Origin of the sequence: Sphingomonas sp. Leaf242 (assembly GCF_001422045.1) — a bacterium.
In the GTDB taxonomy this organism is placed as follows: Bacteria; Pseudomonadota; Alphaproteobacteria; order Sphingomonadales; family Sphingomonadaceae; genus Sphingomonas.
The window spans coordinates 215,575-229,817 of the sequence record NZ_LMLW01000011.1; the positions used below are offsets into that span (position 1 = coordinate 215,575).

Here is a 14,243-nt window from a genome sequence, read left to right on the forward strand (position 1 = left end):
CATGGCGCGTGTCGCACGTATCGTAGCTGTAGCGCTGGCATTGCTGGCGGCGGGGCTGGTGATAGCAATCGCTTTGCTGTTCCCTTGGGGACCCATTTCCGGACTGACAGTAGAGAACGCTCGTCGCACTACCGCACCGCCACGGATCGTGGTCATCTTCTCGACACCGACCCCGGTCGAGGCGATACTGAAGCGCAAGCGTGCCGGGTTCATCAGAGCAAAGTTGTCGGACTGCCGCAGCGGCGACACCTTGGCGAGCGAGGTCGTGGCCCAGCGGGCAGGCTATCTTCGCGACGATGGTCGCGTCCAACGCCGGCCCCGCCCCTCTTCGCCGGCCAGCTACGTGGCGATCTTCGACGACGTTACCGATCGACAAGGGCAATTATGCTTCTCGCTTGATGGCGGCAGCATGTGGGCCGGCAAACTCTGGTCGGACCAGATACCGCTGACTCTTACACCCGGCTGACCGCGCACCACCCGGCCCGCTTGCCGCCGCCATAACGCCGCGCGAGTCCGTGGCGGACCAGGACCGCGCCCAGCGACACCCCATCGCGCTCGACGATCCGCAGTTTGCGGCCGTAGCGGTCGACGTCGCGCTTGATCGGGGTCAGCGTGAAGGGGCCGGCGTTGAGCAGCGCCTGCATCTTCAGCGTCGCCGCCTGCCCCAGCCGCGCTTCGCGGGCGCAGCGCGGCGGGTGGGTCTCCGGTGTGTCGATGTCGGCGATGCGGATCTTGGTGCCCGCCATCCAGAACGTGTCGCCGTCGACCATGCAGTCGATCCGCTTGGCGTGGCCGCAGATCGTGAAGCGCGCGGAAACCGCCTTGCCGCCCGACAGCGCGGACGCCGCCGCCGCAACCGTCGACGCCGCACTGGCGACTCCCGCCGCGGTGGCGAGCGCTCCGGTGGCAGTGGTGGCGGCCCCGGCATTGGTCGCGGCGCCGGAAGCGGCGGTCGCAGCGGCCGACGCCTCCGCCTTGGCCGCGTCCGCCGCCTTGCTCCAGCCACCCGGCACGCGCAGGTGCCCGGCGGGCCAGGCGATGCCGAACCCGGTCGGCCATTCGATCTTCAATCCGGGCGGCACCAGCGCCGCCCAGTCGATCTGGCGGATCACCGGCATCATCAGCCCGAGCAGCACGCCGTAGAACACCAGGCGGAGCTGCAGCAGCACCCCCGGCGCGGCACTGCGGCCCGAACCACCGCGGCGCGTCGCACCGGCACGATCGCCACTGAGCAACCGCATGAAATCAAACACATACTCCATCGTCCGTCGCGCGTACGCGCGCGCGCGAGGATGTCACCCTCACCCCCGTCGCATTGCGCCCAGCGGAGTCGGAAACGAGGCGAACGCATCGTGAACATCGCGCACTGCCCGTCGCCCACGGCAAACCACTCACGCCACACCGATCCGACATCGATCGTCATGGCTTCGCGAGCATCCCGTCCGCCCTTTGCCATGCCCGCCTAAAGCGCCCGCCAAGGCGGGAAGCCGCTGTCTCCAACGCAAGAAGGCGTATCGCGAACCTGCCACCAGGCTTCACGGGGGGAACGACGCGTGCAACTCGGCTCGAAGCGCGGTCGCAATCCGGAAATGACGTCCTGCCCCCTAGGTGCATCCGCTCCGCAAGGGTCCGCGTCCAGTGTGCGAACGGTGCCGGCGACGACAGCGCGCCGGTCAGCCGAACTCTCCGTCTAGCCTCGATCTTCGGCAGCAACGACGCCGAAAGGGCGCCGGACACTCCGCGAGACGTCGGAACTCAACATGGCGAGCGCATCGTGCCGGCCACGAAAGCGGCTGACAGACCGAGGGGCGTAGGCGCACCCCTCTGCGTGGCGAGGTTTTGCTGTCCTACATCACCCGCCCATGCGCAGATCGACGCATGGCACCGCATCCTCCCCAACCGGATCGCCCCCCAACCGATCGACACCGCGTGCAGGACATGCACGGTATCGCGCCAGCGTCTGCACTTCGTGCACTTCCAGCGCCCAACCCGTTGAAAACGCCAGATACACGAAGGGCGGGGAGTGTTGCCACTCCCCGCCCCCATGCCGTCACGTCAGGCCTTGCCCGTTGCCGGGCGCAAGGCTCAGAAGTGCGTGATGATGCCGAGCATCGGACGGAAGCTCTGCGCCGTGCCGAAGGTGTTGACCTCGGCGCGGATGCGGAAGCCTGCGTTGCCGGTGATGCCCTTGAGGCCGATGCTCTGCGGACCGACTTCTGCGCCGATGCCGTAGGTCACGGCGTTGTAGTCACGGTTGGTGCGGCCGCCATTGGTCGAGAACTGCGCGAAGTGGTCGAAATTGACCCACTGGTAGCCGACCTTGCCGTAGAAGATGCCGCTGTCGCCGGCGCGGAAGCCGAAGCGGCCTGCTGCGCCATATTCCCAATCGATGTTGCCATCCACGCCCTTGATGACGTTGCCTTCGACACCGACAAAGACCGGGCCGAGCGGCACGTTGACGCCGACGACGCCCTGCACCAGCGCGCCGTCTGCGCGGTAGTTGTTACGGACCGAGCCGTCCGAGTTCAGCGCGCGCGGGATGCCGTGGTTGCCGACATTGTCGAACTGCTCCCAACCGCCCATGATGCCGACATAGGGCTCGATCCCGAACGCCTTGGAGCCGTCGGGCGCGGCTGCTTCGCCGGGGGCTGCGCTGTTGTCGGTCGGCGCGGGCGCGGGTGCTGCCATGTCCTGTGCGAAAGCAGGCGCTGCGAAAGCGGTGGCAGCGAGGACGAGAGCCAGGGAAAGCGTACGCATGGAAATAGACCTTCTATCGTTGATTACGTGGCCCCCGTCCGACGATGTGCGGCTTGGTCCAGGCAAGTCGAAACCGGCGGGCGTCCGCTTTGTTGCAACAAAAAGAACGCGGAGACCGGAACCTTCCAAAGGTGTTGCAATGCAGCAACGCTTCCTGTCCCCGCGATGAACATATCGTGGCGAACTCAAGGCAATAGTGGCAGAAATGCAGCGATTGGGCCCGGTAGCGTGGTCGTTAACCGTGTCGCTCAAGATCGTCGCAATGATCAGCGGATACGCCATCCGAATGGGTTTCGCGCGTCTCTTCCGCAGTCGCTGGGCGGCGGTGTTCTGGTCGGCGGGGATCCTGTGGACGGCGTATGACGTCGCCGACACCGCACCTGCTCCAGCCCCCGAAGCGGCATCGCCGAACGCCACCGCGCCAAAAACCGATGCGGGCGAGCCGGCCCCGCAAGATGCGACCGGCTCGGGGTTCGACATGCACGATCTGCAAGTCCTCGCCAACGCGGGCTGACGGCACCGGAGATCTTCTCCCCATGCCCGCCAGCCCGCAGTTCGTTCAGGGCTTCAGCGCGACGTCGTCGGCGTCCTTCAGGTCTTCGTCGTCGTCGATCGTGTCGTCGTCGAGTTCGTCCTGGACGTCGTCCTCGTCCATGTCGGCTTCGTCCATCGTGACGGAAGAATCCGTCTCGCCGACCTCTTCGGAGTCCATCTTGGTCTCGTCGATCGACTCGTCGTCGGTGTCGTCTTCGCCCAGATCGGGTTCGAGGTCGGTCAGGATGATGCCGTCGCTCGGCCCGTTGCGCGTGGCTTCGAGGATCTCGGCGCGCTGACTCTCGTCATAGCCCTCTTCGTCGTAGCCGTCGTCGCCCGATCCGGCACTCGGCACCTGATGTCCGCCCATGGTCACACTCCCTCGTTCCAGGACGCCCGCACGTTGCGGGCCTACCAGATGCGAACGGTGGACGTGCGCGGTGGTTCCTTCAAGCGCGGACCGGTGCCGTCGACGCCGGCCGGAACAGGCGACCGCGTTCGGTCACGAGAATGGCGACCAGCGCCGCCAACCCTGCGAGCAGGAACCCGCCGACCAGCGGCACTGTCGTGCCGTCGAACGCCTGCCCGATCAGCGCGCCGAACACCGCGCCTACGGTGACGCTCAGGAACCCCTGCACGCTCGAAGCGGTACCGGCGATCCGCCCCATATTCTCCATCGCCATCGCCGAGAAGTTCGACGTCGCCAGCCCGAAACAGCCGAGCGTGAGCGCCTGGAAGACCGCGAAACTCACCAAGGTCTCGAACCCAATCTCGATCGCGAACAGGTGGACCAGCGACACCAGGATCAGCACCGATAGCGCGCCGTGGCTGATCAACCGCGTCCCCAGCCGCATCACGATCCGCGAGTTGAGCAGGTTGCACGCCGCCATCGTCACCGACGTCGTCGCGAAGATCAGCGCGAGCAGCGTGGGCTTGTGGAACACGTCCGCCATGATCTGCTGGATCGAATTGAGATAGCCGTACAGCGCGCCCATCAACGCGGTCGACGCGAGCGTGTAGCCGAGCGAATTGCGATCGCTCAACGTCTGCCGCCAGTCGCTGAAAATGCGCGCCGGCGTGATCGGCAGGACGTTCTCGGGTGCCAGCGTCTCGGGCATCCGCAAATAGAACCAGACCAGCACGCCCAACGTCAGCACCGCCACCGTCCAGAAGATCGCGCGCCAGTCGCCGAACTGCAGCACCGTCCAGCCGAACGTCGGCGCCAATATCGGGACGATCATGAACACCATGAACGCGATCGACATCACCCGCGCCATCGCCCGCCCGTGATAGCAATCGCGAACCAAAGCGATCGTCGCGACCCGCGCCGCGGCGATCACTGCGCCGCCGAATGCGCGCGCCGCCAGCAGCAGCGTGAAGCTCCCCGCGGTCGCGCAGGCGACGTTGGCGATGATGTACAGGACGAGCGACCAGAGCAGCACCGTCCGCCGCCCGAACCGATCCGCGAGCGGCCCGTGGACGAGTTGCGCGACGCCGAAACCGATCACGAACGCGGTCACTACGAACTGCCGGCCGTTCTCGGTCGCGACGCCGAGCGAGTCGCCGATCGCCGGCAGCGCGGGCAGCATCGAGTCGATGCCGAGCGCGGTCAGCGACATCAGCGAGGCGACGAGCGCAACGAACTCGACGAAACCGATCGGCGCGCCGCGCATCGCTGGCGCGTCGGATTGGGGATCCTGGGTCTGCATGATGCGTGCGCCTTTACCCGCTCGGCCGGTCTTGCGGAACCCGCTAACCAGCGCAGGGCTGATGATTGCGCGATGGGCCGCCGCCCCCTATCTGTATTGTCAGAACAACACACTTCGGAGACAGCCATGATCCGTCCGCTCTTTATCGCCACGGTCGGCCTTACCAGCGTGCTCGCTTTGTCCGCCTGCGATCGCTCGAACGAGGGCGCGTCGGTCTCGATCAACGCCGATGGCGGCAACGTCCTCGGCGCGATCAACGGCGAGACCGGCGAGATGAAGATCGACGTCCCCGGCTTCCAGGGCTCGGTGAAGCTGCCGAAGATCAAGATCGACACGAGCAATTTCGATCTCAACGGCGTGCGGCTGTATCCGGGGTCGTCGATCAAGACGCTGAACATCGTCGGCGACGACAAGGCGGGCGGGTTGCGCGTTGCCTTCGCCAGCCCGGCAACACCCACTATCGTCCGCGACTGGTTCGCACAGCGGCTCGGGAAAGTCGGCTACCAGGTCCATCCCGAGGGCGCGAACCTGATCGGCACCACCGACGAGAACAAACCCTTCCGCCTCGAACTCGCGCCCGACGGCAAGGACAAGGCGACCGGCACGATCGTCATCAGCGGCTAGTCTACGATCGTCCCTCGCCAAGGGGAGGATTGAAATCTCGCCCCACCCTAACCCAGACATTTGGCACGCCACCCCCGATCGCCTATATCGGGCATCCCCCAAACCGGACACGCACCTCATGCTCGATACGCCCGCCGCCCAGGTCCCGACGCTCAGCCTCGCCATGCAGGATACCGACCCCGACGGTTTCGCCGCCGCGTTCGGCGAATCGTTCGAGCGATACGGCTTCGCGATCGTCGCCGATCACGGCATCCCCGCCGACCTGATCGAGCGCGCGTGGGCCGAGACGAAGCTCTTGTTCGACCTCCCCGAGGACGAAAAGCGCGGCTATCACATCCCCGGCGGCGGCGGCGCGCGCGGCTACACGCCGTTCAAGACCGAGATCGCCAAGGACGCCAAGGTCGTCGACCTCAAGGAATTCTGGCACGTCGGTCGCGAACTCCCCGCGGGGCATCGCTACGCGGACACGATGGCGCCGAACGTCTGGCCGACGCGTCCCGAAGGTTTCAAGCCGGTCTTCCTGGAACTGTTCGCCGCATTCGACCGCGCCGGCGACAAGCTGCTGTCGGCGATCGCACGCCACCTGAAGCTCAAGCCCGACTGGTTCGACCCGGCGGTGAAGGACGGCAACAGCATACTTCGTCTGCTCCATTACCCGCCGATCCCCGCCGATGCGGAAGGCGTCCGCGCCGGCGCGCATGAGGACATCAACCTCATCACCCTGTTGCTCGGTGCCGAGGAAGCGGGCCTCGAACTGCTCGACCGCGCGAACGGCCGCTGGCTGTCGATCAAGCCGCCCGAGGGCGCGATGGTCGTCAACGTCGGCGACATGCTCCAGCGGCTGACCAACAACGTGCTGCCCTCGACCACGCACCGCGTCGTCAACCCGCCCCCCGAGCGTCGCGGCCACTCACGCTATTCGATGCCGTTCTTCCTGCACCCCGCGCCCGACTTCCTGATCGAGACGCTGCCGGGCACGATCACGCCGGACAACGCGAACCGCTATCCGAACCCGATCACCGCGCATGATTATCTGTACGAGAGACTGGTCGAGATCGGGCTGATCAAGAAGTAAGGGCAGGCGTTAATCGCTCTCCTATTCCGCCTTCCTCGAACCAAAGAAGCATGTTTCCCCGCGAAGGCGGGGACCCAGACTGGGCTCCCGCCTTCGCGGGAGAACAAGGAGGCGCCTGCCCTGACCATTGTACCACCCCGGCGAAGGCCGGGGCCCAGTTGGAAAGGTGGTCGTAACGACGCGCACCGCTTCGTTATCGCCGTCCCTCAACTGGGCCCCGGCCTCCGCCGGGGTGGCGGTTCCTTATGGGGACACGACCGCCCCCAAAACACCCCACTGCTTTTCTCCCCACCTGATACCCAACAACCACGCTTCGCCCATTGGTGCGAGCCCCCGCATCCGCTAGACCGCGCGCGATGCCCCATCTCTATCTCGTCGACGGCTCCGGCTATATCTTCCGCGCCTATCACCGGCTGCCGCCGCTCACCAACAAGCATGGCGAGCCGGTCGGTGCGGTGTACGGCTATACGACGATGCTGTGGAAGCTCGCAGACGAGGTCCACGCAGCCGACGGCCCGACCCACATGGCAGTCATCCTCGACAAGTCGTCGAAGACCTTCCGCAACGATCTCTACGACAAGTACAAGGCGCAGCGTCCGCCGCCGCCCGAGGATCTCGTCCCCCAGTTCCCGATGATCCGCGACGCCACGCGCGCCTTCTCGCTGCCGTGCATCGAGACCGAGGGACTCGAAGCCGACGACATCATCGCCTGCTACTCGAAGGCCGCGCTAGCGCAGGGCTGGGAAGTCACGATCGTCTCGTCTGACAAGGACCTGATGCAGCTGATCGAGCCCGGCCTCGACATGTACGACACGATGAACAACCGCCGGCTCGGCGCGGAGCATGTCGCGGAGAAATTCCACGGCGTCTCGCCCGCGCAGCTCGGCGACGTTCTCGCGCTGATGGGCGACAGCGTCGACAACGTCCCCGGTGTCCCCGGCGTCGGCCCCAAGACCGCCGCGAAGCTAATCCTAGAACACGGCGATCTCGAATCCGTGCTCGCCGCCGCCGACGGCATGAAGAAGGGCAAGCTCCGCGACAACCTGATCGAGCATGCCGAGATGGCGCGGCTGTCGAAGGTGCTCGTCACGCTCAAATGCGACGTCGCGCTGCCCGAGCCGCTCGAGGATCTCGAACTCAAGGGCATCCCCGATGCCCCCCTGCTCGCGTTCCTCGAACATCACGGTTTCAAGTCGCTGATCGCCAAGCTCTCCGCGGTCGCCGAAGCCCCCGTCGCCGAACCGGCAAGCACCGCCGAGTTCGACGAAGACGAGCCCTGCAAGCACGACGATTACGAAACCGTCGTTGACGAAGCCGCGCTCGATCGCTGGATCACCGTCGCCAAGCACCAGGGCTGGATCGCGATCGATACCGAAACGACGGGCATCGACGCAACGCGCGCGGACCTGGTCGGGGTGAGCATGGCGCTGCATCCGAACCTCGCCTGCTACGTACCTATCGCACATGGCGGCACCGATTTGCTCGCGGAAAACCCGGTCCAGCTCGATCGCGCGCTCGTGCTAGCGAAACTGAAGCCGTTGCTGGAGGATCCAAGCGTCCTGAAGATCGGCCACAATCTCAAATACGACATGATCGTCCTCGGCCGCGCCTACGCGCCCACCGGCGGCGTGACCATCGCGCCATTCGACGACACGATCGTGATGAGCTTCGATCTCGACGCCGGCCTGCACGGTCACGGCATGGACGAACTCGCCGCCACGCATCTCTCGCACAGCTGCATCGCGTTCAAGGACGTCGTCGGCACCGGCAAGACGCAGCGCACCTTCAACGAAATCGATCTCAAGGCCGCGACCCGCTACGCCGCCGAGGACGCCGACGTGACGCTTCGCCTGTGGCGCCGGTTCAAGCGCCGCCTGCCCGCGGAGGGCTCGACGCGCGTCTACGAGATGGTCGACCGCCCGCTCGTCCCCGTCATCGCGCAGATGGAGATGCACGGGATCAAGGTCGATGCCGCGAAACTGTCGAAGCTCTCGACCGAGTTCGCCGGCCAGATGGCGAGCCTCGAAACCGAAATCCACGCGCTCGCCGGCGCGCCCTTCACGATCGGCAGCCCCAAGCAACTAGGCGACGTGCTGTTCGAGAAGATGGGCATCAAGGGCGGCCGAAAGGGCAAGTCCGGCGTCTATTCGACCGACGTCAACGAACTCGAGCGGATCGCGGCGGACAAGGATTCGCCCGGCGCCGTGATCGCGCGGAAGGTGCTCGACTGGCGGCAGCTGTCGAAGCTGAAATCGACCTATACCGACGCGTTGCAGGCGCAGATCAACCCGGCGACGGGCCGCGTCCACACGTCCTACTCGCTGACCGGCGCGCAGACCGGCCGCCTGTCGTCGACCGACCCAAACCTCCAGAACATCCCGATCCGCACCGAGATCGGCCGCCAGATCCGCGACGCGTTCGTGGCCGAGCCCGGCAACGTCATCCTCGCCGCCGATTACTCGCAGATCGAACTGCGGCTGGCCGCGCACATGGCCAACGTCCCGGCGCTGAAAGCGGCGTTTGCGAACGGCGACGACATCCACAGCCTCACCGCGCAGGAACTGTTCGGCGAGGTCAACCGCGACACCCGCGGCCGCGCGAAGACGATCAACTTCGCGATCCTCTACGGCATCTCGCGCTGGGGTCTCGCCGGGCGTCTGGACGTGTCGGCGGACGAAGCGCAAGCGATGATCGACCGCTATTTCGATCGCTTCCCCGGCATCTCCAACTACATCGTCGAGACAACCGAAAGCGTTCGCGCGACCGGCTACACGACCACGTTGTTCGGTCGCAAAACGCACTTCCCGCGCATCCGCTCGAAGATCCAGCACGAACGCCAAGGCGCCGAACGCGCGGCGATCAACGCGCCGATACAGGGCACGAGCGCCGACATCATCAAGCGCGCGATGGTGCGGATGGGGCCGGCGTTGCTCGAAGCGGGTCTGCCCAATGTCCGCATGCTGCTTCAGGTCCACGACGAACTCGTGTTCGAACTGCCGCAAGGTGAGGTCGAAGCTGCCAAGCCGGTGATTGAACGCGTCATGGCCAACGCCGCGCAACCCGCGGTCACACTCGATGTGCCCCTCGGTATCGAGATCGGCACCGGCCTAAGCTGGGGCGCGGCGCATTGAGCCAGCCCCCCCCGTCATGCCGGGCTTGTTCCGGCATCCACCGTGCCGCGTACTCGCTGGCCCATAAGTACGCGGCACCGTGGACCCCGGAACAAGCCCGGGGTGACGGAGGCCTGAGCGCGTGACCGAGGCCACGCAGGATATCGACACGCTCGCCAAGGGCGGCCGGACCAACATCGCCGGCTTCGTCCTCCGCCTCGCCGCGCGCATCCCGTTCCTGTTCATCGCCGGTCGCATCTACGGTCCTGACCTCGTCGGCCGGTTCGCCATCGCAGTCGTGGTCGTCGAACTCGCCGCGCTGCTCGCCACGCTCGGCTTGAAACGCGGTCTCGCCCAGGCGCTCAGCAGCGCCGACCGCCCGCACGCCAACGTCGTCTGGGACGCCATGGCCGTGGCCTTCGTCGCCTCGCTCATCGCCAGCGCCGTCCTCTGCACCTTTCCGCAGATCATGTATCCGAACAGCGCGATAACCGGGCTCGACCGGTTCCTGCCGCTGATCATCGTCGCGATCGCCTGGTCCGACGTCAGCCTCGCCGCGCTCGCCTACCGCCTCAACGTCAAGGCCGCCGTCACCGCCCGCGCAGTCGTCGAGCCTTGGACGATCTCGATCGCCGCCTGGGCGTTCTCGTATTTCACGATCCGCGACGGCCTCGTGCTCAGTTACGTCGCGTCGATGACCGCGGCGCTGATCGCCAGCCTCGTACCGTTCCTGCGCAGCTACGGCGTGCCGCGGGGTTGGAAACCCCAACTCCGTCCATTGTACGCGCTCGCCCGCGCCAACGTACCGCTGGCCGGCGCCGACATCCTCGAATGGGGCAGCCGCAACGTCGATCGCTTCATCCTCGGCGTGATGTTCGAGCCCAAGGTCGTCGGCATCTACTACATGGCGCAACAGGTCGCGAGCTTGCCGCAGAAGCTCAAGACCAGCTTCGACCCGATCCTCGGCCCCGTCATCACGCACAGCCTCGCGATCAACGACCGCGCCGCGATCGCCAACCAGGTGCGACAAGTCGCGTTCTGGATCATGGCGGCGCAGGGCGGCCTCGCGCTGATGGGGTCGATTCCCGGCGAAGCGGTGATGGGCGTGGTCGGTCCGCAGTTCGTCGCCGGCACCGCCGCGCTCGCATTCCTGCTCACCGCCGAAGTGCTCGCGTCGACCGGCGCGGTCAGCGAATCCGCGCTCGTCTACATCGCCCGCCACCGCAACCTGATGATCTCGGCCGCAATGCTCGCGTTCCAGGTTGGCCTGAGCTTCGCCCTGATCTTCACGATCCGCGCGCTGGGCTATCCGGTCAACTACCAGGCGGCAGGCCCGGCGATCGCGCTGATGCTGTCGGTAGGCCTAACCTCAATCATCAAGTCGAAGCTGCTCGGCCATCTGCTCGGGACCAGCGTCTCGCCGTGGCGCTGGCCGCTAGTTTGGGCCGCACTAGCCGCGATCGTGGTGGGCGCAGGCTTCACCGCGCTGCCCAAACGCTACGAATGGGTCGAGCTGGCGGTCGGTGAACCCGCGATCGCTGCGACCTATCTCTACATCCTGTGGAAATACGCGTTCGGCCCCGCCGACCGCGCGCTGTTCGCCAAGAAGCCCAAGGCCGAAGATCCGAGCCTCCCCAATGCCGGTGCGCCCGTCGCCTGACCCCTCGCTCCGTCATCCTGACGAAAGTCAGGACCCAGGGTTACAAGGCATGACGATCTTTGGCTCTGGATCCTGACTTTCGTCGGAATGACGGCGCGAGGCCTAGAGCATCCCGTAAAGCAGCGTGCCGTTCAGCCCGATGATCACCGCGGCGATCACCCAGGCGAAGATCTTCAGCCAGGCCGGGCTGACCAGTTCGCCCATGATCGTGCGGTCGCCGGTGAACTTGACGAGCGGCACCACCGCGAACGGAAGTTGTAGGCTGAGCACGACCTGGCTCAGCACCAGCAGTTTCGTCGCCCCCGCATCGCCCGAGGCACCGACGACGAACACCGCGGGCACGATCGCTAGCAACCGCGTCACCAGCCGCCGCGCCCAGACCGGCATGCGCAGGTTGAGGAAGCCCTCCATCACGATCTGACCGGCGAGCGTTCCCGTCACCGTCGAGTTCTGCCCCGAGGCCAGCAGCGCGACCGCGAACAATACGCTTGCGGCGCCCATCCCGAGCATCGGCGCGAGCAGCTCGTACGCCTGGTCGATCTCCGCGACGTCGGTCCGGCCGGCAACGTGGAAGGTCGCCGCCGCGAGGATCAGGATCGCCGCGTTGATGAAGAAGGCGAGACCCAGCGCGACGGTGCCGTCGATCGTAGCCATGGTAATCGCGTCGCGCTTGCCCGCGGTGTCCTTGGCAAACGCACGCGTCTGGACGATCGATGAGTGGAGATACAGATTGTGCGGCATCACGGTCGCGCCGAGGATACCGATCGCGATGTAGAGCATCGCCGGGTTGGTGACGATCTGCGTCGTCGGCACCAGCCCGCCAAGCACGCCCGCCCATTCGGGCCGCGCGAGGAACAGCTCGAAGATGAAGCAGCCGGCGATGATCACGAGCAGCGCAATGACGAACGCCTCCAGCTTGCGGAACCCGAAGCGTTGCAGCGCGAGGATCAGGAACACGTCGAGCGCGGTGAGCACGACGCCGTAAACCAACGGCAGGCCGAACAGCAGCTTCAGCGCGATCGCCGTGCCGAGCACCTCGGCAAGGTCGCAGGCGATGATCGCGATCTCGCAGAGGAACCACAACGCGACCGAGACCGGCTTCGAATAATGCGCGCGGCAGGCCTGGGCGAGGTCGAGCCCGGCGACGATGCCGAGGCGCGCGGACAGCGCTTGGAGCACCATCGCCATGAGGTTCGACAGCAGCACGACCGACAACAGCGTGTACCCGAACGCGGAGCCGCCGGCGATGTCGGTCGCCCAGTTGCCGGGGTCCATATAGCCAACTGCGACGAGGTAGCCCGGCCCCACGAACGCGAACAGACGCCGCCAGAACGACGCGCCTTCGGGGACGACGACGGTGCGGTGGCTCTCGGCGAGCGAGTTGGCGAAGCCGGACGCGGGGAGATTGGGGGCTGACATCGGGGGGTGCTTTGCCGGAACGAGGGAGAGGGAACAAGGCGTGGCTGGCAAGTCGGGCGACAATGCGCTGACCCGCTTCCGTCACCCCAGCGAAAGCTGGGGTATCCGGTTGGTGGGTGTAGTCATTCGAATGGAGAGATCTCGGCTTTCGCCGGGCCGACGTGTGCGGGTGTACGCGAGCAATATATGGGAAGCGCCTCCCCTCCCTGGAAGGGGGGGCTGGGGGTGGGTAGGCCCGCTTGAGCCACCACCGCCAGACCATGTGGAAACCGACCCACCCCCGCCCCCTCCCTTCCAGGGAGGGGAGCAAGGAGGTCAGATGACCTTCATATCCGCCTGGTAATGATGCCACGCGAAGATCGCCGCCGCGCCGCGATGCGGGCGCCAAGCCTCCGCCACTTCGCGAGTCAGTTTCTCGCTGGGGCGGGTCTCGTGGCCCAATATCCGTCCGACCTCGATCTGGATCGCGAGGTCGCCCGCCGGCCAGATGTCCGTCCGCCCTTCCGCGAACAGCAGGTAGATCTCCGCCGACCAGCGGCCGATGCCCTTCACGCGGACCAAAGCGGCGATCGCCTCCTCGTCGTCCTCGGGCAGGTTGGTCAGGTCGAGCCGTCCGCTCGTCACCTCGTCCGCGAGGCTGCGCGCATAGCCGAGCTTCTGGCGCGACAGTCCGGCGCTCTTCAGCAATTCGTCGCTGGCGGCGGCGATCTTCGCCGGGTCGCCTGCGCCACCGACCACCGCGTCGAGCTTGTTCCACACTGCAGCCGCAGAGGCGACGCTCACCTGCTGCCCGACGATCGTCCGCAGCAACGTCACGAAGCCGCGCTCGCTGATCCGCGGTGCGGGGTGGCCGGCATTGCCGACCGCGACCGCGAACGCCGGCTCGATTTCGCACAATGCCGCCATCGCGGTTTCGAGTTGCTCTGCGCTCAAGCCCATGATGCTTGATCCCTGGCGCGCGCAACGGCATGAACGCGCAGAAGTTTTTCGGAGAATGACATGCCCAAGCTTATCGTCGTGACGCGCGAAGGGGAAGAACGCGAGATCATCGGCGAGGCGGGCCTTTCGGTGATGGAAGTCATCCGCGACGCCGGAATCGACGAGATCCTGGCGCTGTGCGGCGGCTGCTGCTCGTGCGCCACCTGCCACGTCCATGTCGACCCGGACTTTGCGGCCAAACTGAAGCCGATGGGGCCGGACGAGGATGATTTGCTCGATTCGACGAGTGATCGGGATGAGTTTTCACGCCTGTCGTGCCAGATCGAACTGACCGAAGGACTCGATGGCCTGAAAGTCCGAATCGCCGAAGAGGACTGATTCCCCCTGTCCCTCGCCCCTCCGGGGAGAGGGAGGGA

General features: G+C 66.1%; 13 protein-coding genes. 7 read left to right on the plus strand and 6 right to left on the minus strand.

Going from position 1 to position 14,243, the window contains the following annotated elements; translation table 11 throughout:
• Position 1: 1 nt before the first annotated feature.
• Positions 2–466, plus strand: a complete 465-nt coding sequence (locus tag ASF09_RS16875) for a hypothetical protein (protein WP_060527257.1) — start codon at positions 2–4, stop codon at positions 464–466.
• Here the strand turns inward: ASF09_RS16875 and ASF09_RS21005 are convergent.
• Together ASF09_RS21005 and ASF09_RS16885 are read right to left on the minus strand one after the other, a co-directional pair.
• Positions 453–1,253 carry a thermonuclease family protein gene (locus ASF09_RS21005; protein WP_235529869.1) on the minus strand — a complete coding sequence of 267 codons (801 nt, stop codon included), beginning with the start codon at positions 1,251–1,253 and terminating at the stop codon, positions 453–455. The two genes, ASF09_RS16875 and ASF09_RS21005, sit on opposite strands and share 14 nt — an antisense overlap.
• 832 nt (positions 1,254–2,085) lie before the next feature.
• The gene (locus tag ASF09_RS16885) at positions 2,086–2,757 is read right to left on the minus strand and encodes a hypothetical protein (protein WP_060527258.1); all 672 of its coding nucleotides are present in this window, start codon (positions 2,755–2,757) and stop codon (positions 2,086–2,088) included.
• A 286-nt stretch (positions 2,758–3,043) separates the two neighbouring features.
• Here ASF09_RS16885 and ASF09_RS16890 point away from each other — a divergent pair, with 286 nt between their 5' ends.
• Positions 3,044–3,271 (plus strand): hypothetical protein, encoded by a 228-nt coding sequence (locus tag ASF09_RS16890; RefSeq protein WP_082444392.1) that lies wholly within the window; start codon positions 3,044–3,046, stop codon positions 3,269–3,271.
• Positions 3,272–3,316: 45 nt separating this feature from the next.
• Here ASF09_RS16890 and ASF09_RS16895 read toward each other — a convergent pair whose 3' ends face one another.
• Complete coding sequence (locus ASF09_RS16895) at positions 3,317–3,661, minus strand: hypothetical protein (protein ID WP_056065779.1); 345 nt, start codon at positions 3,659–3,661, stop codon at positions 3,317–3,319.
• 79 nt (positions 3,662–3,740) lie between these two features.
• Positions 3,741–5,000: a multidrug effflux MFS transporter gene (locus ASF09_RS16900; protein ID WP_060527260.1), complete on the minus strand. Its 1,260-nt coding sequence runs from the start codon at positions 4,998–5,000 to the stop codon at positions 3,741–3,743.
• A 126-nt stretch (positions 5,001–5,126) separates the two neighbouring features.
• Between ASF09_RS16900 and ASF09_RS16905 the strand changes: the two genes are divergently transcribed.
• From ASF09_RS16905 to ASF09_RS16920, 4 genes are all read left to right on the plus strand, one after another.
• The gene (locus tag ASF09_RS16905) at positions 5,127–5,624 is read left to right on the plus strand and encodes a hypothetical protein (RefSeq protein WP_060527261.1); all 498 of its coding nucleotides are present in this window, start codon (positions 5,127–5,129) and stop codon (positions 5,622–5,624) included.
• Positions 5,625–5,742: 118 nt separating this feature from the next.
• The gene (locus ASF09_RS16910; protein ID WP_060527262.1) at positions 5,743–6,699 is read left to right on the plus strand and encodes an isopenicillin N synthase family dioxygenase; all 957 of its coding nucleotides are present in this window, start codon (positions 5,743–5,745) and stop codon (positions 6,697–6,699) included.
• A gap of 356 nt (positions 6,700–7,055) precedes the next feature.
• Complete coding sequence (polA, locus tag ASF09_RS16915; protein ID WP_060527263.1) at positions 7,056–9,830, plus strand: DNA polymerase I; 2,775 nt, start codon at positions 7,056–7,058, stop codon at positions 9,828–9,830.
• Between the two features lie 121 nt (positions 9,831–9,951).
• Positions 9,952–11,469, plus strand: coding sequence for a lipopolysaccharide biosynthesis protein (locus tag ASF09_RS16920; RefSeq protein ID WP_060527264.1), 1,518 nt, complete (start codon positions 9,952–9,954; stop codon positions 11,467–11,469).
• 102 nt (positions 11,470–11,571) lie between these two features.
• Here ASF09_RS16920 and ASF09_RS16925 read toward each other — a convergent pair whose 3' ends face one another.
• Positions 11,572–12,888, minus strand: coding sequence for an Nramp family divalent metal transporter (locus ASF09_RS16925; protein WP_060527265.1), 1,317 nt, complete (start codon positions 12,886–12,888; stop codon positions 11,572–11,574).
• A 315-nt stretch (positions 12,889–13,203) separates the two neighbouring features.
• Positions 13,204–13,827: a DNA-3-methyladenine glycosylase family protein gene (locus ASF09_RS16930; protein ID WP_060527266.1), complete on the minus strand. Its 624-nt coding sequence runs from the start codon at positions 13,825–13,827 to the stop codon at positions 13,204–13,206.
• 60 nt (positions 13,828–13,887) lie between these two features.
• Here ASF09_RS16930 and ASF09_RS16935 point away from each other — a divergent pair, with 60 nt between their 5' ends.
• Complete coding sequence (locus tag ASF09_RS16935; RefSeq protein ID WP_056055072.1) at positions 13,888–14,205, plus strand: 2Fe-2S iron-sulfur cluster-binding protein; 318 nt, start codon at positions 13,888–13,890, stop codon at positions 14,203–14,205.
• Positions 14,206–14,243 lie beyond the last annotated feature (38 nt).

Coding starts and splice junctions, on each gene's coding strand:
- ASF09_RS16905 (WP_060527261.1), top strand. CDS start 5,127: ATGATCCGTCCGCTCTTTATCGCCACGGTCGGCCTTACCAGCGTGCTC.
- ASF09_RS16910 (WP_060527262.1), top strand. CDS start 5,743: ATGCTCGATACGCCCGCCGCCCAGGTCCCGACGCTCAGCCTCGCCATG.
- ASF09_RS16895 (WP_056065779.1), bottom strand. CDS start 3,661: ATGGGCGGACATCAGGTGCCGAGTGCCGGATCGGGCGACGACGGCTAC.
- ASF09_RS16930 (WP_060527266.1), bottom strand. CDS start 13,827: ATGGGCTTGAGCGCAGAGCAACTCGAAACCGCGATGGCGGCATTGTGC.
- ASF09_RS16885 (WP_060527258.1), bottom strand. CDS start 2,757: ATGCGTACGCTTTCCCTGGCTCTCGTCCTCGCTGCCACCGCTTTCGCA.
- ASF09_RS16925 (WP_060527265.1), bottom strand. CDS start 12,888: ATGTCAGCCCCCAATCTCCCCGCGTCCGGCTTCGCCAACTCGCTCGCC.
- ASF09_RS16935 (WP_056055072.1), top strand. CDS start 13,888: ATGCCCAAGCTTATCGTCGTGACGCGCGAAGGGGAAGAACGCGAGATC.
- ASF09_RS16890 (WP_082444392.1), top strand. CDS start 3,044: ATGGGTTTCGCGCGTCTCTTCCGCAGTCGCTGGGCGGCGGTGTTCTGG.
- polA (WP_060527263.1), top strand. CDS start 7,056: ATGCCCCATCTCTATCTCGTCGACGGCTCCGGCTATATCTTCCGCGCC.
- ASF09_RS16875 (WP_060527257.1), top strand. CDS start 2: ATGGCGCGTGTCGCACGTATCGTAGCTGTAGCGCTGGCATTGCTGGCG.
- ASF09_RS16900 (WP_060527260.1), bottom strand. CDS start 5,000: ATGCAGACCCAGGATCCCCAATCCGACGCGCCAGCGATGCGCGGCGCG.